General features: G+C 58.5%; 18 protein-coding genes. 9 read left to right on the top strand and 9 right to left on the bottom strand.

What is annotated here, in order from left to right; translation table 11 throughout:
- Window positions 1-38: 38 nt before the first annotated feature.
- From apbC to H0484_RS08845, 8 genes are all read left to right on the top strand, one after another.
- Entirely contained in the window at window positions 39-1,121 is a 1,083-nt protein-coding gene (apbC, locus tag H0484_RS08810) for an iron-sulfur cluster carrier protein ApbC (RefSeq protein ID WP_226954209.1), read from the top strand.
- Window positions 1,122-1,156: 35 nt separating this feature from the next.
- Window positions 1,157-2,932 (top strand): autotransporter assembly complex protein TamA, encoded by a 1,776-nt coding sequence (locus H0484_RS08815; RefSeq protein WP_226954210.1) that lies wholly within the window; start codon window positions 1,157-1,159, stop codon window positions 2,930-2,932.
- On the top strand, window positions 2,929-6,456 hold the full coding sequence (locus tag H0484_RS08820) for a translocation/assembly module TamB domain-containing protein (protein ID WP_226954211.1): 3,528 nt from the start codon (window positions 2,929-2,931) through the stop codon (window positions 6,454-6,456). The genes H0484_RS08815 and H0484_RS08820 overlap by 4 nt, the downstream gene beginning before the upstream one ends.
- A 170-nt stretch (window positions 6,457-6,626) precedes the next feature.
- A complete protein-coding gene (gene dcd / locus H0484_RS08825) occupies window positions 6,627-7,196 on the top strand; it encodes a dCTP deaminase (RefSeq protein WP_226954212.1) in 570 nt (189 codons plus the stop codon).
- 82 nt (window positions 7,197-7,278) lie between these two features.
- On the top strand, window positions 7,279-9,549 hold the full coding sequence (locus H0484_RS08830; RefSeq protein WP_226954213.1) for an arginine/lysine/ornithine decarboxylase: 2,271 nt from the start codon (window positions 7,279-7,281) through the stop codon (window positions 9,547-9,549).
- A gap of 58 nt (window positions 9,550-9,607) precedes the next feature.
- Entirely contained in the window at window positions 9,608-10,774 is a 1,167-nt protein-coding gene (locus tag H0484_RS08835; RefSeq protein WP_390624827.1) for a BaiN/RdsA family NAD(P)/FAD-dependent oxidoreductase, read from the top strand.
- A 136-nt stretch (window positions 10,775-10,910) separates the two neighbouring features.
- The gene (gene gcvH / locus H0484_RS08840) at window positions 10,911-11,294 is read left to right on the top strand and encodes a glycine cleavage system protein GcvH (RefSeq protein ID WP_226954215.1); all 384 of its coding nucleotides are present in this window, start codon (window positions 10,911-10,913) and stop codon (window positions 11,292-11,294) included.
- A 43-nt stretch (window positions 11,295-11,337) separates the two neighbouring features.
- Window positions 11,338-12,582 (top strand): MFS transporter, encoded by a 1,245-nt coding sequence (locus tag H0484_RS08845; protein ID WP_226954216.1) that lies wholly within the window; start codon window positions 11,338-11,340, stop codon window positions 12,580-12,582.
- Here H0484_RS08845 and bioB read toward each other — a convergent pair.
- Window positions 12,579-13,601: a biotin synthase BioB gene (gene bioB, locus H0484_RS08850; RefSeq protein ID WP_226954217.1), complete on the bottom strand. Its 1,023-nt coding sequence runs from the start codon at window positions 13,599-13,601 to the stop codon at window positions 12,579-12,581. The two genes, H0484_RS08845 and bioB, sit on opposite strands and share 4 nt — an antisense overlap.
- Window positions 13,602-13,914: 313 nt before the next feature.
- Between bioB and H0484_RS08855 the strand changes: the two genes are divergently transcribed.
- Window positions 13,915-14,319: an acyl-CoA thioesterase gene (locus H0484_RS08855; protein ID WP_226954218.1), complete on the top strand. Its 405-nt coding sequence runs from the start codon at window positions 13,915-13,917 to the stop codon at window positions 14,317-14,319.
- Between the two features lie 23 nt (window positions 14,320-14,342).
- On the opposite strand, the gene H0484_RS08860 is transcribed toward H0484_RS08855, so the two are convergent.
- From H0484_RS08860 to H0484_RS08895, 8 genes are read right to left on the bottom strand one after another with little or no spacing between them, the layout of a single operon-like run.
- Entirely contained in the window at window positions 14,343-16,079 is a 1,737-nt protein-coding gene (locus H0484_RS08860) for an acyl-CoA dehydrogenase (protein WP_226954219.1), read from the bottom strand.
- 38 nt (window positions 16,080-16,117) lie between these two features.
- Complete coding sequence (locus tag H0484_RS08865) at window positions 16,118-16,876, bottom strand: SDR family NAD(P)-dependent oxidoreductase (protein ID WP_226954220.1); 759 nt, start codon at window positions 16,874-16,876, stop codon at window positions 16,118-16,120.
- A 1-nt stretch (window position 16,877) separates the two neighbouring features.
- A complete protein-coding gene (locus H0484_RS08870) occupies window positions 16,878-17,807 on the bottom strand; it encodes an amidohydrolase family protein (RefSeq protein ID WP_226954221.1) in 930 nt (309 codons plus the stop codon).
- 8 nt (window positions 17,808-17,815) lie between these two features.
- The gene (locus H0484_RS08875) at window positions 17,816-19,681 is read right to left on the bottom strand and encodes a feruloyl-CoA synthase (RefSeq protein WP_226954222.1); all 1,866 of its coding nucleotides are present in this window, start codon (window positions 19,679-19,681) and stop codon (window positions 17,816-17,818) included.
- A 15-nt stretch (window positions 19,682-19,696) separates the two neighbouring features.
- Window positions 19,697-20,488, bottom strand: a complete 792-nt coding sequence (locus H0484_RS08880; protein WP_226954223.1) for a crotonase/enoyl-CoA hydratase family protein — start codon at window positions 20,486-20,488, stop codon at window positions 19,697-19,699.
- 35 nt (window positions 20,489-20,523) lie between these two features.
- Window positions 20,524-21,264: an ABC transporter ATP-binding protein gene (locus tag H0484_RS08885; protein ID WP_226954224.1), complete on the bottom strand. Its 741-nt coding sequence runs from the start codon at window positions 21,262-21,264 to the stop codon at window positions 20,524-20,526.
- The gene (locus tag H0484_RS08890) at window positions 21,261-23,027 is read right to left on the bottom strand and encodes a branched-chain amino acid ABC transporter ATP-binding protein/permease (protein ID WP_226954225.1); all 1,767 of its coding nucleotides are present in this window, start codon (window positions 23,025-23,027) and stop codon (window positions 21,261-21,263) included. Before H0484_RS08890 ends, H0484_RS08885 begins: the two co-directional genes overlap by 4 nt.
- The gene (locus H0484_RS08895) at window positions 23,027-24,067 is read right to left on the bottom strand and encodes a branched-chain amino acid ABC transporter permease (RefSeq protein ID WP_226954226.1); all 1,041 of its coding nucleotides are present in this window, start codon (window positions 24,065-24,067) and stop codon (window positions 23,027-23,029) included. The genes H0484_RS08890 and H0484_RS08895 overlap by 1 nt, the downstream gene beginning before the upstream one ends.
- Window positions 24,068-24,132: the final 65 nt, after the last annotated feature.

Here is a 24,132-nt window from a genome sequence, read left to right on the forward strand (position 1 = left end):
AGTCTGTAGTCTGTATTTTACGAAACGCGGGTATGACAATGACGATGACGTTGGAGCAGGTAAGGGATTATCTGGCTGAAACCACCGACCCCTTGACGGGGTGCCAGACGGGCGCCGCGTTCTGGAAAAAGAGCGCCTTGCAGTTTGAAGGAACGCGTCTTTCCATTACTTTAGCGCTTGGCTACCCCATACACAATGGCGGCACAGCCTGGCAAGAGTATCTTGAAACAGTTTTAGCCGAACGCGGGATCAGCCTTCAGACGCTGAATTTCCAGTTGGACGTGCAAACCCACGCCGTGCGTCCGGGCCTCAAGCCCTTGCCCGGTGTTCGCAACATCATAGCCGTTGCCTCGGGTAAAGGCGGGGTTGGCAAAAGCACGACCTCGGCGAATCTGGCACTGGCACTCAGTCGGCAAGGGGCATCGGTGGGTCTGATAGATGCCGATATCTACGGCCCCAGCGTGCCTATCATGCTGGGCATAGATGGTCGCCCCGAAAGCCACGATGGCAAAACCATGGAGCCTATGCGGGCTCATGGCTTGGTGGCTAACTCCATAGGTTTTATGCTCAACGACGATTCTCCAGCCATTTGGCGCGGCCCCATGGCCAGCCAGGCGCTTGAACAGCTGTTGCGGCAAACCAACTGGGGGCAACTCGACTACCTTATCGTTGATATGCCACCCGGCACCGGCGATATTGCCCTGACGCTGTCACAGAAAGTGCCGCTCACCGGCGCTATCGTCGTCACCACGCCGCAAGACCTGGCCTTGGCCGATGCGCGCAAAGGGCTGCGCATGTTCCAAAAGGTAGAAGTCCCGGTGTTGGGCGTGGTCGAGAACATGTCTGTGCACATTTGTTCTCAATGCGGGCATGCAGAGCCTATTTTTGGCGAACATGGTGGGCGCGATATGGCGTCGGCGTACGAGGTTGCGTGGCTGGGCGCTTTGCCGCTGGCCATGGCCATACGTGAGCAAGCCGACTCCGGCTGCCCCACTGTCGTGGCAGACCCAGAGGGTACGCATGCACAGCTGTACCACGACATCGCCCATAAGCTGGCCATGGCTGTGTCACTGCTGCCGCGCGACTACTCCGCACGCATGCCCCCGGTGGTGGTCCGCTGAGGCGGGCCGTCGTTGCCTTGCGACCTATAAAGGTTATGCGTCGTATTTGTTCCGCAGTCATATTGGCGTGCCTGGGGTACGGTGCTGCGGCGTGGGCGGAGCCCCCCGAAGTCACCATAGATCCGGGCGGCGTGCCCCCCGAGGCATTGCAGGCAATTGTGGGCGCCGTCGATGCCATTACCCGTCTGGCTGACGATCAAGACGGCGGCGAGGTTTCGCGCCTGCGGCGTCGCGCTCGCGATGCCACGTTGTCGGCCTTGGAAACCCAAGGCTATTTCTCGTCGGTAGTCAATCTCGAAGTGGGTGAAGACATCTTGGGTGAAACCTGGGACATCACCATCCAGCCGGGTAAGCGCACCACTGTTGGCAGTGTTGACCTGCAGTTTTTCGGCCAAATCGATACCCCAGCCTTCGAAGAGCGTATGCTCGGTCTGCGCCGGGACTGGCCGCTTACCAAAGGCATGCCTTTCATCAATGCCGAGTGGTCGTCTGCTAAAACCGAGTTGCTGGACGGCGTGCGCCGCAAAGATTTTTATCTGGCGCACTATCGGCGTACCCAAGCCACGGTAGTGGCAGACGAAGCAACAGCCGAACTCGAGGCCATCGTAGACAGCGGCCCCCGCGTCCGTATGGGTGAAATGGAGGTCGAGGGGCTCACGTACGTGCCCGAGTCGCTCATAGAGCGTTATGTGGTGTATCAGCCCGGCGACCCCTACGACCAAGACTTGTTGGACGAATGGCAGCAGTCATTGCAAAGCACCTCGTTTTTTCGGGGCGCTTTTGTGCAGATGGATGACACTCCCGCCCATCACGTCATGTTGCCGGGTGACGAAATCGAGATGCCGGTCAGAATCCGCCTGACCGAGGCGCCACGCCGGCGCTATAACGCTTCTTTAGGGGTGGATAGCGATAATGGCGTCCGTGTCGAAGGCTTGTATCGCCAGAATATCCTGATGGGCCAGCCTGTCTGGCTGGAAACCGGCGCGGGGATAGACAAGAATCGCCGTCGCGCGTTTTATGACGTGCACTTTGCACCGACTCGCAGCGGCTATCGTCATAGTGTCGGTTTGCTGTACAACTATTCCGACATCAGCGGCGTTACCACGACTCGCTACGGTCTGGGCTGGAAACTGGCCCAGGCCCGCAAAGCGGCGGGCGATAGTCGGGTCGAGTACGAAACAAGCTGGGGCGCCGTGTTGGCGCACGACGATACCGATATCGACGGTGGGGATTCTTTCCGTGTGCCCACCTTGGTGGGAACCTGGCAGTGGCTGCGTCGTGATGTGAACAATAAATATGATCCGCGTGAAGGCTGGCTGCTGGACGTGGGGCTGGGAGCAGGCGTCACGCTTGATAAACGTGAGCCCTTCTATCGCGCCAGCACACGTGTTCAAAAATGGTGGGCGATAGGCCGATACGATGTTCTGAGCGTTCGCGGCGAAGTCGGCAAAGTGTGGTCTAAAACCAATCGCCTGCCCGAAGATTTTGGTTATCGCACGGGGGGCGGCCGTAGTCTGCGTGGTTATAAATATCAAAGCATAGGCTTGCATCAGGGCAATGCAACGGTAGGTGCACCGGCCTTGGCGGTTTTCGGCATCGAATACATACGCTATTTCACCGAGCAAATTGGGATGGCCGTGTTTGTGGACGTTGGGGACGCTGCTGAGTCTTTCCGCGATATGGAGTGGCACGCCGGGTATGGCATTGGCGGTCGGGTGCGCACGCCGGCCGGCCCCTTTGGCATAGATCTGGCTTATGGGCAGCGTGACCACAACCTGCGCCTGCATTTTTCTTTGGGTATTGCATTTTGAGTCGACGCAAATCTCATTGGCTACGCCGTTTACTGCTGTGGTGGCTGCCTTTGATGGTGCTGCCGATAATGATCGTGGCGGCATTCATTATCTGGTGCTTAAGCTCTCAGGCAGGCACCCGATGGGCCTTGACGACCGGCGCAAGTGTGGCCGGCGTACAGATGCAAGGGGTGAGCGGCACCGTCTGGAAGGGCGTGAAGGTAGCGCGCCTGCGCATGGACGAACCAACGCTGGGTTTAGCGTTGGATGACCTGGTGTTGCAGGTGAATTGGCCGGCGTTGCTCGACCGGCATCTGCACGTGCGTGAACTGTCTGCCGGGCGGGTAGCAGTTGACTTGCGGCCTCAGCCCGAGACCGAACCCTCTTCTGAAGAAGGCTTTTCCCTGCCCGAGTTACCGGTGTCTTTGACGCTGGAGCGATTCTCGCTGGGTGATTTTGAGTTGACCCAAGAGAACAAGCCTTTGCTTGGGGCTCGGCGCGTGCTGGCTTCGTTGGCCGCGCAGCGAAACGGACAGGGCTTGCTGACGCTGCGCGATGGTACGGTGCTTTACGACACCATGCAGGCGCAGTTGGGCGGCCAACTGACGCTGCATCAAGCGGGTGGGGCTTGGCCCATGAGCGCGCATTTTGATGTCACGGCCACCGCCCAAGACGCTACCGCGCCTATTTGCGTCAGCCAGTACTTGCCCGATTTGCACCAAGCCCAGGAGGGCGCTGACGAGCTGGCTTCGAATTGTGCATTGACGGCTACTCTGGATGCAGAGGGCTCACTGGAAACTTTACAGCTTAAGGCCCAGGCGCAAGGCCAAGGCCTGAAAGCCGATCTTGATGCTCATTTATTGCCGCAGGCTAGCTTTCCATTGCGTTCGGGGCAGGCCAATATCAGTTTGGCTGACGGCTCGCGCCTGCTTGCCAACCTGGATTACCAGGCCGGGCAGGAAGGTGCGCTGGACAAAGTCGATGCCAGCGTGCAGTTGGAAAAACTGGATCTGCAGGCGGTTGGCGGCGAGACCTTGCCGCAGGCTGGTCTCACCGGCAAACTCGAAGCCTCCGCCCACTTGACCTCTCAGGGCTGGCCGCAAGACGTTGCAGTCAAGGCAGACTTTGCACCCGACTCTAGCTGGCTTGGGCAGCCCTTGCGTTTACAAGCAGACATCCAAGCGGTTTTGCCTACTGAGATGCCTGAGCAGTGGTGGGCGGGCCTGCAGCTTGATCGCTTGAATATTGACGCGCAAATTGCCCGTAATCGGGTGCATACCGAAGGGGGGCTGGGGCATGGCGAGCACCGTCTCGTGCTGGACGTGGATGCTCCTCAGTTGGAACAGTTTTGGCCGGGCCTACCCGGGGGCGTTACAACGAAAGGCTGGGTAAGCGGAAACCTTGCTCAGCATCAAGCTGATTTGAGCGCCACGTATTTCATGCAAGAGGATGCCGACCCCGACGCGCTCGGTGAGGGCCCTGTGCAGCTTCAGGTCGCTTTGCACGGAGGCTGGGGGCCCTTGGGTGCCGAGTCCGAAGCGGCGCAGGGCTGGCAAGGTCAGGTCAGCAAGCTGGCCGTGCACCATGCAGGTTCCAGCATCGAGACGCAATCACCGCTAAGCGCCTTGGTACGCCCCGAGGCCGATGGCGCCATGGCGTGGCGCGTCGGTGCTTTCGGTGCGCAGGTCGTGCTCCCCGGTCTTCAGCCTTTCAACATCGCACACACGGTTTCAGAAGGAGCGGGGAAGGATATACATACTCAGGGGGCGATCCCCCGTTTGGCGCTGACGCGTGCGGCGCTACGCCAGTTGCAGGAAACCTGGATGCCCGAGCAAGGCGACAGCCGGGGGCGTGTCATCGTGGCGCATAGTCAAGCGCTGGACAACATACCGCTGGTCTTTGGCGCTGACTGGAACCTGCGTATGGCTGACTCCATCACCGGGGCACTCAATGTCAGGCGCTTGGAGGGGGATTTGGTCGTACCGGTAGAGCAGCCTTTCCCGCTGGAGCTCACCGAACTGCAATTGGCCGTTCAAGCCCGGGCTGCGGGAGACGGAAACAGCCGAATTGCCGCGACTGTTACGGTAGCCAGCTCCATCATGGGCAATGTGCGAGCGACCGGCAACGCCCTTTTGCGTCGCAAGGCTGACGGCGGCTGGGAAGTGCGTGACAGCGATCCCGTGACCTTTGAAGCCAATGCCGACCTCCATAATCTGAGTTGGATCAGCCTTGTCACGGGCGATTCCCTTGAGATCGATGGCCAAATTCAGGCCGACTTGCGGGGTAGTCTGCTGCCTGGGGGCAAGTGGGATACCACAGGCACCATTACCGGAGACAAACTGCGTATTGTTCGTATCGATGACGGCGTGCGTTTGCTCGATGGCACCCTGCGTGGGCGTTTCGAAGGCAGTCGAGTGGTGCTCGAAAGCCTGCGCTTCCCGGCCGTCTTGAGGGTCACGCCCAAAGAATGGCGTACAGATGAGTGGGTGCGCACCAACCCCGAAGCTCAAGGCGGATATCTGGATCTGAACGGATCTTGGGACCTTGATGATTTTCAGGGCGGCATAGCCATAGACTTCTACCGCTACCCTATACTGCAACGCTCCGATCGCTACGCCATGATCAGCGGACAGCTTAAGGTGGATGTTCCCTATCCGACCGTGGCGCTGACGGGCAAACTGAACGTAGATGCGGGCTGGATAGATCTGGATATGCTGAGCAGCGTACCCACCCTGGATAGCGACGTGGTGGTGCTACGTACCCGCAACGAGGTTCGCAAGGAAGCTGTGCCCATGGATGTCACCATGGATCTTGAAGTAGACCTCGGGCCGCGTTTCTATATCACCGGCTACGGTGTGAACTCAGGCCTGGTGGGCGACTTGCATTTATTCATGGCAGGCGGAAGATTGACGGCCGAGGGCGTACTGCGTACGCGTGGCGGGGCCATTTCTGCATATGGCCAGCGACTGCAGTTGCGCCAGGGCACCATTACCTTCCAAGGTGACATCACCAGTCCGATACTTAGCATAGAAGCTTTGCGTACGGGGCAGGCGGTGCAGGCAGGGGTGCGGGTCACCGGCACACCGCGCCGCCCGCGCATAACGTTGATCTCGTATCCCGAAGTCAGCGAAGTCGAGAAGCTTTCTTGGTTGCTGCTGGGCCGTGGCCCGGACGAATCGGGCGGCGATGCGGCATTGCTGTTCTCGGTGGGGACTTCATTCTTGGGGGATGGTGAAGCCTTCTATCGCAGATTTGGTGTGGATGACGTCACCATGCGCACCGGAGAGCTCGGCAGCTCGGGTAGCGTATTGCCGCCCGAAAGCGTGGTGCGCGGTTTTGATTCAGGCACCAGCGATATCGAGCGTAAGTTTGTGGTGGCCAGCAAGCACATCACGACAGACCTTACTGCAAGCGTAGAACAAGCGCTAAGCGATACCGGCACCGTTGGTCGCTTGGCTTATCGCTTGGCCCGAGGGTTGTCGGCCCAGTTAACCGTTGGCACCATCAATGGCGCCGCCTTGATTTACCGAGGGTCGTCCGATTGAGCGGCGGGCGTGTTGCGTGTGCGACACGCCTGGCGTCGACTCTGCACATTTTTGCGCGCAAGGGGCAGCCTTAAGGCAATGCGCGTTAAAATGCGTCGGGTTTACCCCTGGTACCCATCGTGCGGGGGCTCCTTTCAGTTTCAGTAGGCTCTAGTCCCCAAGGAAAGTGTATGTCGATCAAGAGTGACCGGTGGATACGCCGCGCGGCCCAGGAGCACGGCATGATAGAGCCGTTCGAACCGGGCCAGGTGCGCGTGGACGACAGCGGTGGGCGCATCGTAAGCTATGGCACCAGCAGCTATGGCTACGATGTGCGCTGCGCCAACGAGTTCAAGATATTCACGAACATCAACTCCACCATCGTAGACCCCAAGGCCTTCGACGAAAAATCCTTCGTCGATTTCAAGGGCGATGTCTGCATTATTCCGCCCAATTCCTTCGCCTTGGCACGTACGGTCGAGTACTTTCGCATTCCACGCAGTGTGCTGACGGTTTGCCTGGGCAAGAGCACCTATGCTCGTTGCGGCATTATCGTCAACGTGACCCCGCTTGAGCCCGAGTGGGAGGGGCACGTGACGCTGGAGTTCTCTAACACCACACCCTTGCCCGCCAAGATATACGCGGGTGAAGGTTGTGCGCAGATGTTGTTTTTCGAAAGCGACGAGGTATGCGAAACCTCGTATCGTGACCGCGGCGGCAAGTATCAGGGGCAGCAGGGCGTTACCTTGCCGCGCACTTAAAGTCTGCCGTGTTGGCGGGCGCATTGCCTTTTTTCTTTCATCCATTCCTATGCCGTAAGCGGCGAGGCGCGGGGGCGCGTACATGAAATTCCGTTTTCCCATCGTTATCATCGATGAAGACTATCGTTCCGAAAATGCCTCGGGTCTGGGTATCCGGGCATTGGCTGCGGCCATAGAGAACGAGGGCGTCGAAGTGCTGGGTGTTACCAGCTATGGCGACCTCAGCTCTTTTGCACAGCAACAAAGCCGGGCCAGCGCCTTCATCCTGTCGATAGATGACGAAGAGTTCGACGTGGATTCGCCACAGGACGTGGCCAACGCCATCAAGAACCTGCGCGCCTTCATCGGCGAATTGCGCTTTCGCAACGCAGAAATTCCCATCTATTTGTATGGCGAGACGCGCACCTCGCAGCATATTCCCAACGATATCCTGCGCGAGCTGCACGGATTCATCCACATGTTCGAGGACACCCCCGAATTTGTGGCGCGCCACATCATTCGCGAGGCGCGCGCTTACCTGGACGGCCTGGCGCCGCCGTTCTTCCGCGAGCTGGTCAAGTATGCCTTGGACGGGTCTTACTCTTGGCATTGCCCAGGGCACTCGGGGGGCGTGGCTTTTTTGAAAAGCCCGGTAGGACAAATGTTTCACCAGTTTTTTGGTGAAAACATGTTGCGGGCCGACGTCTGTAATGCCGTGGACGAACTAGGGCAGTTGCTGGATCACACCGGCCCGGTGGCAGAGTCCGAGATTAACGCGGCCCGCATCTTTAATGCAGACCATTGCTTCTTCGTAACCAACGGCACGTCTACGTCCAACAAAATCGTTTGGCATGCGAACGTGGCGGTGGATGACGTGGTGGTGGTCGATCGCAATTGTCACAAGTCCATTTTGCATGCGATCACCATGACGGGCGCGATCCCGGTGTTCTTGAAACCCACTCGCAACCATCTGGGGATTATCGGCCCTATTCCCAAAGAGGAATTCGATCCCGAGAACATTCGTCGCAAGATAGAGGCCCACCCCTTTGTGGCCAGAATGCGTGACAAGAAGCCGCGTATTCTGACGATTACCCAAAGTACCTACGATGGCGTCAGCTACAACGCCGAGGTCATCAAAGATATGTTGGGGACCGAAATCGACACCCTGCATTTCGACGAGGCCTGGATTCCCCATGCGCCTTTCCATGAGTTTTACCGAAGCATGCATGCTATCGGTAAAGATTGCCCGCGCCCCAAAGATGCCATGGTGTTTGCCACGCACTCCATTCACAAGCTGCTGGCCGGCTTGTCGCAGGCCTCGCAGATCACGGTGCAAGAGCCCGAGAACCGCAAGCTTGACCGCAGCGTGTTCAACGAAGCTTATCTGATGCACACCTCCACCTCGCCGCAATACTCCATCATCGCCTCTTGCGATGTGGCGGCAGCGATGATGGAGCCTCCAGGCGGCACGGCGCTGGTTGAGGAAAGCATCAGCGAAGCCATGGATTTCCGGCGCGCCATGCGCAAGGTGGAGTCTGAGTTCGGCAAGGATGACTGGTGGTTCAAGGTGTGGGGGCCCGATCATCTGCCCGAAGAAGGGATAGGTTTTCGCGAAGATTGGGTGCTGGAAGCCGGTGATGCCTGGCATGGCTTTGGCGACCTGGCGCCCGACTTCAATATGCTGGACCCCATCAAGGCCACTATTGTGACGCCGGGGCTGGATATCTCGGGGACGTTTGCCGATACGGGAATCCCCGCCGCGCTGGTTTCCAAATATCTGGCCGAGCACGGCGTGGTCATCGAAAAAACCGGCCTGTATTCCTTCTTCATTCTGTTCACCATAGGCATCACCAAGGGTCGTTGGAATACCTTGCTGACGGCTTTGCAGCAGTTCAAAGATGATTACGATCGCAACCAGCCGATGTGGCGCATTTTGCCGGACTTCTGCAAAGAGCATCGTCGCTACGAGCGCATGGGGCTGCGTGATCTGTGTCAGCAGATCCACGAAGCCTACCGTCAGCACGATCTGGCACGTTTGACCACCGAGGTGTATGTGAGCGACATGGTGCCTGCGCTCAAGCCTTCCGATGCCTATGCGCGCATGGCTCACCGCGAGATCGAGCGCGTTCCTGTCGACGATCTGGAGGGCCGCGTCACGGGCGTTCTCTTAACGCCATACCCGCCCGGTATCCCCCTGTTGATCCCGGGGGAGCGTTTCAATGCCCGTATCGTGCATTACCTGCAGTTTGCGCGTGAGTTCAACCAGCGCTTCCCTGGCTTTGAAACCTATGTGCATGGTCTTTCTGAAGACCATGAAAACATAGGCCCGGACGGGCTGCCTTTTTATTACGTCGATTGCATACGCGAAGACTGAGGCAGTGAGCACGCGTCAGGTCTTCGACGTAGCCGTCATCGGTGCCGGCGCTGCCGGCATGATGGCGGCAGCAGTTGCCGGCCAGCGCGGCCTATCGGTGGTGTTGGTGGATCACGCCGAGCAACTGGCCGAGAAAATACGCATTTCGGGCGGTGGGCGGTGCAATTTCACCAACCTGGGTACCTCGCCTGCCCAGTTTTTGTCCCGTAATCCGCATTTCTGCCGTTCTGCCTTGGCGGCTTACACGCCGCAGGATTTTCTTGGCTTGGTGCGCCGGCATCGTATCAGCTGGCACGAAAAGCATAGAGGCCAGCTGTTCTGCGACGACAGCAGTCAAAATATCATCGATATGCTGCGCAGTGAATGCGATGAGGGACGGGTGGCTTGGCGCATGCCTTGGACCATAGCGCAGGTTTCCCGTTTGCAGGATGTTTTCTTGCTGGAGGGCCCGCAGGGTCGCATTCAGGCGCACCAGTTGGTGATTGCCACGGGCGGCATGGCTTTGCCCCAGGTGGGCGCTACCGATTTCGCCTTGAAGCTCGCACGTCAATTTGCTCTTAAAGTGGTAGAGCCTCGCCCAGCCCTGGTTCCCCTGACCTTCGAGCCGCAAGCCTGGAAACCCTTTGCTGCTTTGAGTGGTGTTTCCCTGCCCGTCAGGGTGTCGTGTGCGGGCGCATCCCGTACGCCGGCTTTCGATGAAGACATGCTGCTCACTCATCGTGGGCTGTCGGGGCCGGCTATTTTGCAGATATCCAGTTACTGGCAACCGGGGCAGCCCCTACAGATAGATTTGGTGGCTGGGCAAAAGCTTGAGCAAGCCCTGCTGAAGACGAAGCAGGCTGAAGGTAAACAGCTATTGTCCGCTGTCCTGAGCCGCTGGCTTCCCAAACGTTTGGCCGAGTGCTGGATCGTTCAGGAAGAGGGTTTGACAGCACAAATGCGTCTTGCCGAACTGGCAGACCCGCGTTTGCGTAAGCTGGCTCAAGGGATTGAATCCTGGAACCTGTCTCCCACGGGTACGGCAGGCTACCGTAAGGCCGAAGTCATGCGCGGTGGTGTCGATACCGATGGTCTGGATCAGCGTAGCTTGCAAGCCAAGTCTGTGCCCGGCTTATATTTTATCGGTGAAGCGGTGGATGTGACCGGCTGGCTGGGCGGCTATAACTTTCAATGGGCTTGGGCATCAGGCGTAGCCTGCGGACGGGCTTTACAGCCTGCGGCTTAGCGCCGGCGGGTCGTCAGACGCATGCAAGTGCTTGAGCACCGGCAGCCTGATCTTCTTCAGCAACTTACTATAATGCTTGGCAGTGCTCTCGTAAGCATTCCTTCATCACTCACACGTTTTTAAGCAGGATACAACCATGAATCTGCCCGACGACCGCCGTTACGCGCCCACCCATGAATGGGTACTGACGCAGGATGACGGAGAATGGTTAGTCGGTATTACCGATCACGCTCAAGATCAGCTGGGCGATCTGGTATTTGCCGGCGACGTTAAGGTTGGCGCTCGTTTGCAGGCGGGCGATGTGGCCGCTGTCGTTGAGTCCGTGAAAACCGCTTCCGATCTTTACGCACCGGCCAACGGTGAACTTGTCGCTTTCAACGACGAGCTGGAAGTCAGTCCCGAAAAAATCAACGAGTCGCCCTACGAAACCTGGATCTTCCGTTTCCGGCCCGATAATGCCGCCGACCTGGATTCGCTGCTTGATGCCCAAGGCTACCGGGAGCAAATAGACGCCGACTAAAGCCGGCTGAGTGATAAGCAAGCCGCTTGGCGAAAGGAAACACATGCTAACCAACGTCTCTGCCTTTTTCTCGTTGTACCTGGCTACCCTGGTCATGGTGATGGGCACCGGCCTGTTCAATACCTACCTGGGTTTGCGTTTGGCCGGCGAGAATGTTTCCGAAGTGTGGGTGGGGGCGCTGATAGCGGTTTATTACTTGGGGCTGGTCTTCGGGGCGCGGGTCTCGCATAGAGCGATTAGTGCGGTCGGGCATATCCGAGTCTATGCGGCTAGCGCCGCCATTGGCACGGCCTTGGTGTTGGCGCAGGCTCTTACCGCCGATTTGTGGTTGTGGCTGGCCTTTCGTTTTGGTGTCGGCGTGGCCATGGTGGCCCAGTTGATGGTGCTGGAAAGCTGGCTGAACGAACAGGCAGACAACCGTAACCGTGGCAGTGTGTTTGCCCTTTATATGGTGTTTTCGGGTTTGGGTACCGTGCTGGGCCAGATCAGCCTGACTGGTTTTAGCACTATGAATGAAGGCCCATTGGTGCTCGTGGCAATTTGCTCAGTATTGGCCTTGGTGCCTGTCGCGCTCACGCGTCGCTTGCACCCGGCGGCGCCGCAACCTGCCCCGTTAATGCCCCGCTACTATCTACGGCGCGTTCCCATGTCTTTGGCGACCGTGCTGGGCTCAGGCATGATGAGTGGGGCGTTTTATGGTCTGGCGCCGGTTTATGCGATTTCTCAAGGGGTTTCCAGCGGGCAGGCGGCGATATTCGTTGCTGTGGCGGTAGGGGCGGGCCTGTTCGCCCAAGCGCCTATAGGTTGGTTGGCCGACAGGGTGGATCGCGCCAGTATTATTCGTGCGCTGACCTTGGGTCTTGTGTTGTTCAGCTTGCCTTTATGGGGCTGGTGGCACCCGCCTTATTACGTCTTGCTGGGCATGGCGTGTTTGTTTGGCATTGTGCTGTTTCCGCTGTACCCGGTGGGTGTGGCTTTCGCCAACGATAACGTCGACCCGGACATGCGGGTGGGGCTTAGCGCGCTGGTACTGATGGTGTATGGGATAGGTGCTTGCATCGGGCCTATTTTGGTGGGTGCGCTGATGCATTCGGCGGGAACCGGCATGTTCTTTTTGTTCATGTCTTTGTGCGCGGCTTTGTTGGTGTTCTATGTGCGCCCCGAAGCGGTTTCGGGCGAACACTTGAGCGACGATGCACCCACACAGTATGTCGCCATGCAAGAAACACCTGTACCGACTGTGGTGGCCGAGCTCGACCCGAGGGTCGAGCACACCGACCCGACTTAAGCTATCTTGGCTTGTGCGCTTTGCACATGAGCATTGCGCGCTTCGTGCAGATCCAGTCGGGTAAAAAGCTCGCGGTCGCGCACCAGCTGCGGGTTGCCGGTGGTTAGCAGCTTCTCACCATAAAAGATAGAGTTTGCCCCGGCCAGAAAGCATAGTGCCTGGGCGGCATCAGACATCTGCTCGCGCCCGGCCGAGAGCCGCACGGCCGCTTTGGGCATGGTAATACGGGCCACCGCAATAGTGCGGATAAACTCGAATTCATCTACCTCGGGCACGTCCGCCAGGGGCGTGCCGGCAACCTTCACCAAGTTGTTGATCGGGACGGAGTCGGGGTAGGGCGCCAAATTGGCCAATTGCGCGACCAGTCCCGCTCGTTCACGCCTTGACTCGCCCAAACCCACGATACCGCCGCAACAGACATTGATACCGGCTTCGCGAACGCGGGCCAGGGTATCGAGACGGTCTTGGTAAGTTCGGGTAGAGATGATCTGCCCATAGAACTCGGGGGAGGTATCCAGATTGTGATTGTAATAATCCAAGCCTGCGGCGCGTAATTGCTCGGCCTGTCCTTCCTTGAGCATACCCAGCGTGACACAGGTTTCCAAACCCATGGCCTTTACTGCCGTCACCATTTCAGCCACGGCATCGATCTGGTGGTCTTTCGGTGTGCGCCAAGCGGCGCCCATGCAGAATCGCTGAGCACCGCTTTCCTTGGCCTGTCTTGCGGCTTCCAGCACTTCTTCCAGTGCCATCAGCTTTTCACGTTCCACCTCGGTTTCGTAGCGGGAGGACTGTGGGCAATAGGCGCAGTCTTCCGGGCAGCCGCCGGTTTTGATGGATAGCAGACTGGACAACTGAACGGCGTTGGGGTCGTGGTGTTCGCGATGAACTTGCTGCGCCTGATAGATCAAGTCCATGAAAGGCAGTTCGTACAGGGCGACGATGTCGTTGACGCTCCAGCGGGGGCGGGTGTCCAGGTGTTGCGGCGCGCGGTGCCGGGCAAGCGAAGTAACAAGCATGGGAGTCCAAGCAACAAAGTTTAGGATGGCTGGCGAAGGGCCAAGCCAATTGGGAATCGCGCTATCTTAGGTTGGCGGGGGGCTTCGTACAAGTATGGGGGAAGCTGAATTGTTTGTAAAAAACCATATAAACAGTTTAAGTTCTTTCTTTGTCTTTTAAATTTCATTCGTAATTGTCTGCTTTCAGGGTAAAAAACAAGCGAGCTTGTTTGTTTCCATTTGTTTCTGTTAGTGTATTTAAGCCGATTGAGCCTCAAGTCAGCTGCCATCAAGAAACGGCTATGATGAGCACTTTTGCCTCTAGGGAATGTCCATGGATGTGTTTAAGCGTGACCTCACCATAGCCTGGGGTGATTGTGATGATGCGGGTATCGTGTTCTACCCGAATTTTTTCTACTGGTTCGACACCACCTATCACCTGTACTTGCGTAGCCTGGGTCTGGACATGCGTGATATCAAAGCCCGGTTTCGTGCGGTCACGCCGCTGGTAGATGTCCATGCCAAATTTCGCTCGCCCATCACTTACGGCGATGATGTGCAGATTGAAGCCAAAGTAGGCGAGTGGGCGAGCCGTCGCTTTCGCCTGGATTACGTCGTCAAGTGTGGCGATAGGTTGGTGGCTACCGGCTACGAAGAGCGTGCCTGGGCGCAGTTTGATGACGAAGGCCGGTTATGCGGCGTGCCGATACCCGCAGAGTTCAAGGCTTTGTTTGCTTGAACCCTGCTTGGGCTTGGCTTGATTTATTCAACAATTACGGGCGTGTGCGTGGGCAAGGCGCGTAAGGCGGCTGCCTGATGCAGTATTTCGGGTAATAGCTGAGTGCGGTAATAGGTGGCTGTGTCCAATTTGCCTTGATGCCAGATGCTGCTTTGAGCCGCCTGCGGGCTGGCAGCGTAGGTGCTGCGCGCCCACAGATAAGCCAGTACGGCGTGCCCGGCAATGCGTAAATAGGGGGTACTTGCCTGCAGGGCCGCCATTGTGTCCTGTTGTTCCAGCAGCATTTGCGTCAGGCTCTGCAGCAACGCCAAGGTTTCAGGCAAGCTGGTTTCCCATCCGTGCAGATGTTTGGGGTCAGCGCCTGCCAGCCACTCATGCATCTCACTTATCAAAACATTCAATTGCTGGGCTTGGTCGGGTAGCACCTTGCGTAACAACAGATCTTGCGCTTGAATGCCCGTGGTGCCCTCGTACAGCGTCAGCACGCGGGCATCGCGCACCAATTGTTCTATGCCGGTTTCTTCCACGTAGCCGTGTCCGCCGAAAACCTGCAAGGCCAGGCTCAGCGATTGTTGAGCGTTCTCGGCAAGAAAACCTTTGATTATTGGTGTCAGCAGCCCGACAGTCGCAGCCGTCCGCTCGCGCAGCACGGCATCGGGGTGGTGCTCGGCCACATCTATCAACAAGGCGGTCCAGTGGGTGAAGACGCGAGCCCCTTCGGTCCAGGCTTTCTGGGCTAAAAGCATGCGTTGGACGTCGGCGTGCGCTATCAGCAGGCTGGTGTCGCTGCTGCCGGGGGCGCGGCCCTGACGGCGCTCCTGGGCATAATCCAAGGCGTTTTGCAGTGCTTGTTCACTGAGGCCCAAAGCTTGTAAACCCGTGAATAAACGGGCCTCGTTCATCATGGGAAACATGGCTGCCAGGCCGCGATGCGGGGCGCCCACCAGCCACCCCACCGCCTGTTCGAAGCGCAATGCGCAAGTGGCGCTACCGTGCAAACCCATTTTGTGCTCAATGCCGTCACAAAATACAGTGTTGCGCGTGCCGTCCTCTAGCAACTTGGGAACCAGGAAAAGGCTTAAGCCGCGCGAACCGGGTGGAGCATCGGGCAGGCGGGCCAGCACCAGATGCATGTTGTTGTCGCTGAGGTCTTGTTCGGCGCCGCTGGCGAAGATCTTGCTGCCTTGTAGGCGGTAACTGCCGTCGTCGTGGGCTTGGGCGCGCGTCAATACCAAACCTATGTCTGAACCGGCTTGCGGTTCGGTCATGCACATGGAAGCGATGACTTCGCCTGTGGCCAAGCGCGGCAGCCAGCGCTGTTGCAGCTCGGGCGAGGCCGAATGTTTCAGGCAAGCGCTGGCGCAATGGTTGATGCAGGCATACATGCCAAAGGCATGGCTGCATGACGACAGCATTTCGGCCAGCAAGCTGAATGCCAGGCGCGGTAGACCTTGGCCGCCTGCTTCGACGGGGGCGCATAAGCTGGGCCAACCCAGTTCTTTGAACTGCGCATAGGCGGCGGGAAAGCCTGTGGGGGTGCGGACTTGCCCATCATGCCAAGTGCAGCCTTCTCTATGGGCGACTTGGTTGAGCGGCAGGATTTCCTTGGCCGCGAACCGACCGGCTTCTTCGGTAATGGACTGCAGGTCTGCGCTACTGATGTCCTTGCAGGCGGGCAGCGCGGCCAAGTGCTGGTCGGCGTTCAAGACGTCGTCCAGCACGAAGGCCAGATCGCGCAGTGGCGGGGTAAAGCGCGGCATATCGTCGCTGCTCCTAGGCTACGGTGATTCGGCTGCGTCTAACGCGGTGCCAGCCGCGTGGCGCCATCTAGACGAATGACTTCGCCGTTCAGGTAGGGGTTGGCTACGATGTGTTCAATCAAGGCAGCGAACTCTTCGGGTTTGCCCAAGCGGTTGGGAAACGGAATAGAGGCGGCCAAGGACTGCTGGACTTCGGGCGTAGCCGTGTATAGCAACGGCGTCAGGAAGATGCCGGGCGCCACACCCATGACGCGCACGCCAAACTGGGCGAACTCGCGCGCCATCTGTATGGCCAGCGCGGCCAGCGCCCCTTTTGCGGCGGTGTAAGCCGCTTGACCGATTTGACCCTCGTAGGCGGCGACCGATGAGGTGAACAAGATAAGGCCGCGCTCTTCACCCAAAGGATCGGCGGCTATCATGTCGGCGGCGGCCAGCCGTGCCATATTGAAGCTGCCAAACAGGTTAAGGTTGACCACGCTGGTGAAGGCCTCAAGCGGCATGGGGCCGTCTTTGCCCACCACACGGCGGCCTTTGGCGCCGCCTGCGCAGTTGACCAAGACGCGGGCAACGCCATGGGCTTCACGCGCCTGCGTAATCGCCTGCTCGGCGCTTTCGGGGCTGGTCACGTCGCAATGCAGCGCCAGCCCGCCTATGCGCTGTGCCACTTCGCGGGCGCGATCCATTTGAATATCGAGAATGGCGACTTTGGCGCCTTGGGCGGCCAGCTGAACGGCGGTTGCCTCGCCTAAGCCCGAGGCTCCGCCCGTGATCAGTACTGGTGTTTGGTCCAAGTTCATCTTAGCAGCACCCCCCATTGGCGGGCGGGGCCAGACGCACATACCGGCCGAATACCGGGTCTTTGTCCAGCCCCAACAGGCGGATGGCGTTGTCGCGCAAGATAAGCGGCTTGACCTCGGGACGTATGGGCAGCTTGTCGAATTCCGCCATCCAGTGATCGACCGTCAGTACGGGGTAGTCCGAACCGAACAGCATTTTGTCTTTCAGGATGGTGTTGGCGTATTGCACGAGGATGGGCGGGAAGTACTTGGGCGACCAGCCGGACAGATCGATGTACACCTGCGGCTTGTGGGTGGCCACGGCCAGCGCATTCTCTTGCCAGGGGAAGGAGGGGTGTGCGATGACGATGGGCATGTCGGGGAAGTCGACGGCCACGTCGTCCAGGAACATGGGGTCGGAATACTTCAGGCGTATGCCGCCGCCGCCGCGCATCTTCGCGCCCACGCCGGTCTGGCCGCTATGGAAGATGGCCGGCAGGCCGGCTTCGGCGATGGCTTCGTACAAGTCGTAGCAGGCGCGGTCGTTAGGGTAGAACTCTTGGGCCGAGGGGTGAAACTTGAAGCCCCGGACGTTGTAATCCTTGATCAGGCGCCGGGCTTCGCGCGCGCCCATTTTGCCGCGCAGCGGGTCTATGCTGGCAAAGGGAATCAGCACGTCCTGGTGCTGGGCGGCTTCTTCAGCCACTTCTTCGTTGGTGATGCGCACCTGGCCGTTGCCGCGTTCGGTATCCACCGTAAAAATCACCGCCATCATATTGCGCTGGCGATAGTAATCGGCCGTTTCGCTGATGGTGGGGCGGGGCATTTTTTCTTTGAAGTAAGCCTGCATGGCCGCATCGAAGGCAATGGCGACTTCATCAGGGGCATTGCGTGTAGAAACTGTCGCGTGCGTGTGAATGTCGATGGCGACTATCTGTTTAAGATCCGTCATGGTGTTTCCTAGTTAAGCTTGCCTGCCGTCAGCACCTCGGAGTGCGGCGGCTCGACATAGAGTTTTTGCACATCAGCAGCACGTGTCTTCAAGATATTGCGCTGGTTGATGGAACCTTTGTCAGTCATCTCATTGTCCGCCATGTTGGCGGGGCGTTCCAGGATCAATGCGCGCGCTATGCGTTGCGAGCTGCCTTTGGCCTGGCTTGCCAAGGTATCCAGCAGCTGTTGAGCCCATGTGCGGATTTTGACATGCTGAGCGATGTCGGCCATAGGGCTGCCTTCAGGCAAGCCGGCAAGTTCGGCTGCCATAGGGGTCAGGAAAATGAGCATGCCCAATTCGTCGCGGTCGTGGCCGGTCAGCGCGATATCGTGAATATACGGGGCTCCTGCGCTGATGACCTGTATGCGCAGATTCCCCACGCTGACCCAGGTGCCGCTGGCCAGCTTGAAGTCTTCGGCGATACGTCCATCGAAACGCAGGCCTTTTTCAGGGGCGTCTTCGTCGAGAAAAGTGGCTGCGTCGCCGCTGCAAAAATAGCCTTCCTCGTCGAAGGCTTCGGCTGTGATATCGGGCTGACGCCAGTAGCCTGGGGTAATGTTGGGCCCGCGGTAGCGAACCTCCAGCTTGCCGTCCATGGGTACCAGTTTGACGGTGCAACCGGGGGCTGGCACGCCTATGACGCCGGCTTGCCAATCGGGCAGGTGGGCGGAAATCGCAAAGGGCGCTGTTTCGGTCATGCCCAGGCCCATGGTCATGGGGATGCGCATACCGCAAGAGGCGATGGCCAGTTCATCCACGGCTTGCTTCAGTGGGCCGGGCATGGCAGCGCCGCAGGGGAAAATCAGTCGCAGACGACTGAAAAACTGGTCGCGCAAAGCGGGGTCGCGCCTCATCTCGTGGACCAGAATCTCCATGCCTTTGGGCACCGAGTAATAGACCGTGGGAGCCACTTCCCGTAGGTTGCGCAGTGTTTGCGCCATACCGTCGTCCGTGGGTTTGCCGTCATCTATATACAGCGTGCCGCCATGCACCAGGATATTGCCCAGGTTGTTGTTACCCGCCGCTGTGTGGTGCCATGGCATCCAGTCCATCAGCACTGGCGGCTCTTCCACCAGAAAGGGGTAGTACTGCAAGTGCATCTGTTGGTTGCTTGTCATCATACGATGCGTGTTGATGACGGCCTTGGGCATCTTGGTGGACCCCGAGGTAAACAGAAACTTCAAGATGGTGTCGGGCGTGACGGCCTTGAAGGCAGCGTCCACATCCTCGCCAGGCTGGGTTTGCAGTGCCTCCGACAAGCTCGTGCACAGTCGGCCTGGTAAAGTGCCGTTCGCGAAAACAAGCGGCGTGTCGGCAGGGACGGCTTTTTCTATGGCGTTGGCATAACGCTCGGCATCCTGAGCAAACACCAAGCCCGGCGTCAGCAGTTTGACGGCGTGCAAGACACGCTCTGCGCCTGGCGCCAATAAAGAATAGGCGGGAGACAGTGGCACGAAAGGGATGCCGACATGGATGGCGGCCAGCATGATCATCGCGTGCTCTGCGCTGTTTTCAGACAGAATGAGCAGCGGTCGTTCGGCACTGAGATTCTGGCCCAGCAAATACTGGGCTAAAGGCAGGACGCGATCCAGCATCTGGCGATAGCTGAGGCGTTCCCATTCGCCATCCTGACCACGCCAAGCCAGTAGGGTTTGATCGGGCTTGTGTTCTGCCCAATGGGGCAGCAGCGTGTTGTAGGTGGCAACGTAATCGCGCAGCGGGTCCGTGCTTTCCAAGATGATGCTGCCATCGGCACGTTTCTGGACGGTGGCACCGTAGGGACCAAGCGCCAGCTCGCGGAAAGCGGCCTGTTGGAGGGTGGGGCTCGACATGAAGGGCTCCGGGTATCAGGACTGCGGTGTGACTTTGGCGGCGCGTTTTTCCAAGAAAGCGTTGACTCTTTCCTTTGCCTCCGGCGCGCCTTGGGTAATGGCGGCAATCAGGGCTTCGGTCATCAGGCCGTTGGCCATGGGCTGTTCGGCGATATGCGGCAACACGTTGGTAATGGCGTAATTGGAAAGCGGTGCATTGGAAGCAATGCGCTCGGCCAATTCGCGAGCTTTTTGCATGGCTTGGCCTGCGGGGGTAACGTAGTGCGTCAAATTGATGGCCAGCCCTTCTTGGGCATTCAGGACATGGCCGGTCAGCATCATCTCGGTAACGCGCGAAAAGCCGATCAACTTGGAAACGCGCACAGAGCCGCCACCGCCCAGGAAAATACCGCGTTGACCTTCGGGCAGGCCAAAGTAGGTGGTTTCATCGGCGACCCTAACGTGGGTGGAAGAGGCAAGTTCCAGGCCACCACCCACCACGGCGCCTTGCATGGCGCAAATGACCGGGAAACGGCCAAACTGGATTTTGCTGAAGGCTTCGTACCATTTGAACGAATGCTGTATGCCTTCGGCGGTAGAAGTTTCGGAAAGCTCGGAGAGGTCGAGGCCGGCGCAAAAGTGCGGGCCTGTTCCGGCCAGGATGGCAACGCGAACGGTATCGGGTAGCGACTCAAAAGCCTGGCGCAGGCCTTCCACCACGCGCAGGCTCAAGGCGTTGCGCTTCTCTGGGCGATTGAGCGTGAGCGTGGCGATGGGGCCATCAACTTGGACGTCCAGTAGGTCGTGTTGGTTTTGAGTTTGAGTCATGGGAGTTTCCTGAGATATCTGAAAAAAGTGTGGTGTCAGGCCTCGGCGGTGCCGGAGATGCCTAGATAACTTTGTGCGATACGCGGGTTATCGGCCAATTCCTGGGCCGGCCCTTGCAATGCGATGCGGCCGTTTTCAAGCACATAGCCGTAGTTGGCCAACTTCAGGGCGGCACGGGCGTTTTGTTCGATAAGCAGCGTGGACACGCCATGCTCGCGCAGGCCCGCAACGACATCGAGTACTTCTTTGACGATGCGGGGGGCCAAGCCCAGACTGGGTTCATCCAGCATCAGCAACCTGGGTTTGCCCATCAGGGCTCTGCCCACCGCCAGCATTTGACGCTCGCCGCCCGAAAGCGTGCCGGCCAACTGCTTGGCGCGCTCTTGCAGACGTGGGAATAAGGTGAATACCCATTCAAGCTGGTCCATAGGCTGTTTGTCACCGGCTCGCTGGCGCCTGAAACTGCCCAGTTGCAGATTGTCCATGACGCTCATGTCGGCAAACAGCGCGCGTTGCTCGGGCACCAGCGACATGCCGTCCATGACGCGTTGTTCCACGTTGCGGCGTGTCAGGGCTTGACCGTCGAAGCGTACTTCGCCGGTGCTGCGCACCAGACCAATCAAAGCGTTAAGCAGCGTGGATTTGCCTGCGCCGTTGGGGCCGATCACCGTAACGATGCTGCCATGAGCGACCTCCAAGCTGACTTCATGCAGCGCAGTTACGTTACCGTAGCCGGCACTGAAGTCGCGGACTTCCAGAATATTGCCTTGCGTCATTCCACGCCTCCTAGATAGGCTTCCAGTACAGCTGGGTGCTGTTGAATTTCGGCAGGCTTGCCTTCAGCGATTTTTTGTCCGAAGACCATGACAACGATGTGGTCGGTAAGGCGCATGACGAATTCCATGTCGTGTTCGACAATCAGGATGCCCATGCCTTCCGCACGCAGAGAAGAAAGCAGTTCGGCCAAAGCTTGCTTCTCAAAGGCGCGTAATCCGGCGGCAGGCTCGTCCAGCAGTAGTAGGGCCGGGTCGCAGCACAGGGCCCGTGCAATCTCAAGCAATCGCTGTTGCCCCAGGGCCAGACTGCCGGCCTCCAGGTGCATCAGGTCTTGCAAGCCCACACGTTGCAGAGCGTGTGCGGCTTCTTTCAACATGGCAGCTTCGTCGCGGCGATCCAGGCGCAAGGTGGCAGAGAACACGCCGGCGCTGGTACGCAAGTGCGCGCCCAGCGCCACGTTCTCAAGCACGCTCATCTCGGGAACCAGCTTGACGTGTTGGAAGGTGCGCGCGACGCCGAGTTTGGCAATTTCGCGAGAGGGCAGGCCATCTATGCGTTGACCTTTGAAACGCACTTGCCCCTCACTGGCGCGCAGCAAGCCCGTGACCAGATTGAAAGTGGTGGATTTACCTGCGCCGTTAGGGCCGATGAGCCCTACGATCTCGCCTGCGGCAACCTTGAAGCTGACTTTATCGACTGCCACCAAGCCGCCAAAGCGCTTGCGCACGTCGTCTACCTGCAACAGGGTTTCACCGGCTTGGCTAACGGTGCGATGCGTCAGTGGCGTAATGACTTGCTGGGCGGAAGGAAGCTGCTTGCGCAGGGGGCGGTTCCAAAGCTTGGCTATCCAGGACCATAAACCTTCAGGGGCAAAACGCAGCAACAGGATAAGAAGCAAGCCGAAAACCAGGCCCTCGAAGCTGCCGGCGCGACCGAAGAGGGCCGGCATGATGACTTGCAACTGGTCTTGCAATATTTTGACGGCACCCGAACCTAATAGCGCTCCCCAAATCGAAGACATACCGCCGACCACCAGCATGATGACGTATTCCAAACTGGCGCTCAGGCCAAATGGGGTAGGGTTGATGGCGCGCTGTAAATGTGCAAACAACCAGCCTGAAACGGAAGCCAACAGTGCCGCGATGACAAAGATGATGATCTTTGTGCGAGCCGTATTGACGCCCATGGATTCAGCCATTTGTATGCTGTGCTTGAGTGCGCGTATGGCGCGTCCGGGGCGGGAGTCCAGCAGGTTAAGCAGCGCCCAGGCTGAGAGGCAGACGCACAGCCAGATCAACCAGTACATGCTGCGGCTGTTGCCTAAAGTCCAGCCGAACAGGTTAATGGCAGGCAGGCCGGAAATGCCGTCATATTTCCCCAGCCAACTGATGCTGCCGAACAGGTAGAACAAGGCGATGCTCCAGGCGATAGTGGCCAGGGGCAGATAATGACCCGACATGCGCAGCGTGATTGCACCGATAAGCAAGGCACTGCCGCCGGTAATGATCAGACCGGCGAACAGTGTCAGCCAGGGCGACACATCATAGTGGCTGGTAAGGTAGGCCGTAGCGTAAGCCCCCAAACCTACAAAAGCGGCTTGGCCAAATGAAGTAAGGCCGGCAATGCCTGTGAGAACCACCAAACCCAATACGACCAAGGCATACAAGCCTATATAGTTGGCTTGGGTGAACCAAAACTCAGGAACAGGCAGCAGGGGGAAGATGATGATGGCTGCGACGGCAGCGAGAATGGCGCGCTTCATCAGTTGCCCTCCTCTTGGGGGCCGCTACGCAAGGACAACCACAGCAGCACGGGAATAATCAGCAGAAAGACCAGTGCTTCTTTGTAGGCACTGAGCTTGAACGAGGTGAAGGACTCGATAATGCCTATGCCCAGCGCGCCCACCAAGGTCAAGGCATAGCTGTGCAGGCCACCGACCACCGACGCGACGAAACCTTTCAGGCCGATCAACAAGCCGGAGTCGTAGTAGATGGTGACGATGGGCCCGATGAGCACGCCACACAAGCCGCCGATGAAGGCTGCAATCATGAAGGAAGTGCGACCCGAGAACGAGACCGAGATGGCCAGCAGCCGTGCGCCCACATCGTTGGAAGCGGCAGCGCGCAAGGCTTTGCCATACAGGGTGCGGCTGAATACCCATGCCAAGCTCAGAATGAGCAGGGTGGTGATGGCAACCACAATAAGGCTCTGGCCGTTGAATCGCATCCAGCCCATTTGCAAGGAACCTGTCCAGAAGGCGGGCGTACGATAGCCTTCTACCCCGAAGAACAGCAAGGCCAGGCTTGCAAGCACGAAGTGTATGCCCACCGAGATAATCAGCAGAACCAGTACGCTGGCGTTGGCCATGGGTTGGTAAACCAGGCGGTAAACAAGTGGTCCCAAGGCGGTCACAAGGCAAAGACTGACCAAACAAGACAATAGCAAGGGCATCTTCTGTGGCGCAGCCCATACGACAACCGCAGCCAAGGCGACGGGTAGGGCAAAGTTCAACAGCAATATGCGCGGGATGAGATGACGGTTGCCATCGCGCCAGGCCGTGACCAGGTCTTGCAGGCCTGCCAGGAATGACAGGCCGACAACCAGCCAAAGCGTGCCTGGTACTCGACCGGCGTGCAGCCAAGCCAGCGAAAGCGTACCGAAGACGACGAATTCGCCCTGAGCAAAAAACAAGACGCGGGTGACGGCAAACAACAGGACCAAGGCCATACCCAGCAGGGCATAGATGGCCCCTGTGGTGATGCCGTCCTGTACGAGGATGGCGCTGATTTGGAATGAGTTCATGGTGGCGGGCCGGTATGTGCGGCTGGGTGAAGCAAGCCCAGGAAGTTTTTCGGGCAAAAAAGGAA

Source organism: Mesopusillimonas faecipullorum (genome assembly GCF_020539505.1).
GTDB classification, from domain to species: Bacteria; Pseudomonadota; Gammaproteobacteria; order Burkholderiales; family Burkholderiaceae_B; genus Mesopusillimonas; species Mesopusillimonas faecipullorum.

Bases quoted from the DNA above. Each gene is read 5' to 3' on its own strand.
- bioB (WP_226954217.1), bottom strand. From the start codon at position 13,601: ATGCTTGTTACTTCGCTTGCCCGGCACCGCGCGCCGCAACACCTGGAC.
- H0484_RS08890 (WP_226954225.1), bottom strand. From the start codon at position 23,027: ATGAAGCGCGCCATTCTCGCTGCCGTCGCAGCCATCATCATCTTCCCC.
- gcvH (WP_226954215.1), top strand. From the start codon at position 10,911: ATGAATCTGCCCGACGACCGCCGTTACGCGCCCACCCATGAATGGGTA.
- H0484_RS08835 (WP_390624827.1), top strand. From the start codon at position 9,608: ATGATGGCGGCAGCAGTTGCCGGCCAGCGCGGCCTATCGGTGGTGTTG.
- H0484_RS08830 (WP_226954213.1), top strand. From the start codon at position 7,279: ATGAAATTCCGTTTTCCCATCGTTATCATCGATGAAGACTATCGTTCC.
- H0484_RS08875 (WP_226954222.1), bottom strand. From the start codon at position 19,681: ATGTCGAGCCCCACCCTCCAACAGGCCGCTTTCCGCGAGCTGGCGCTT.
- H0484_RS08870 (WP_226954221.1), bottom strand. From the start codon at position 17,807: ATGACGGATCTTAAACAGATAGTCGCCATCGACATTCACACGCACGCG.
- apbC (WP_226954209.1), top strand. From the start codon at position 39: ATGACGATGACGTTGGAGCAGGTAAGGGATTATCTGGCTGAAACCACC.
- H0484_RS08880 (WP_226954223.1), bottom strand. From the start codon at position 20,488: ATGACTCAAACTCAAAACCAACACGACCTACTGGACGTCCAAGTTGAT.
- H0484_RS08845 (WP_226954216.1), top strand. From the start codon at position 11,338: ATGCTAACCAACGTCTCTGCCTTTTTCTCGTTGTACCTGGCTACCCTG.
- H0484_RS08865 (WP_226954220.1), bottom strand. From the start codon at position 16,876: ATGAACTTGGACCAAACACCAGTACTGATCACGGGCGGAGCCTCGGGC.
- H0484_RS08855 (WP_226954218.1), top strand. From the start codon at position 13,915: ATGGATGTGTTTAAGCGTGACCTCACCATAGCCTGGGGTGATTGTGAT.
- dcd (WP_226954212.1), top strand. From the start codon at position 6,627: ATGTCGATCAAGAGTGACCGGTGGATACGCCGCGCGGCCCAGGAGCAC.
- H0484_RS08860 (WP_226954219.1), bottom strand. From the start codon at position 16,079: ATGCCGCGCTTTACCCCGCCACTGCGCGATCTGGCCTTCGTGCTGGAC.
- H0484_RS08895 (WP_226954226.1), bottom strand. From the start codon at position 24,067: ATGAACTCATTCCAAATCAGCGCCATCCTCGTACAGGACGGCATCACC.
- H0484_RS08815 (WP_226954210.1), top strand. From the start codon at position 1,157: ATGCGTCGTATTTGTTCCGCAGTCATATTGGCGTGCCTGGGGTACGGT.
- H0484_RS08885 (WP_226954224.1), bottom strand. From the start codon at position 21,264: ATGACGCAAGGCAATATTCTGGAAGTCCGCGACTTCAGTGCCGGCTAC.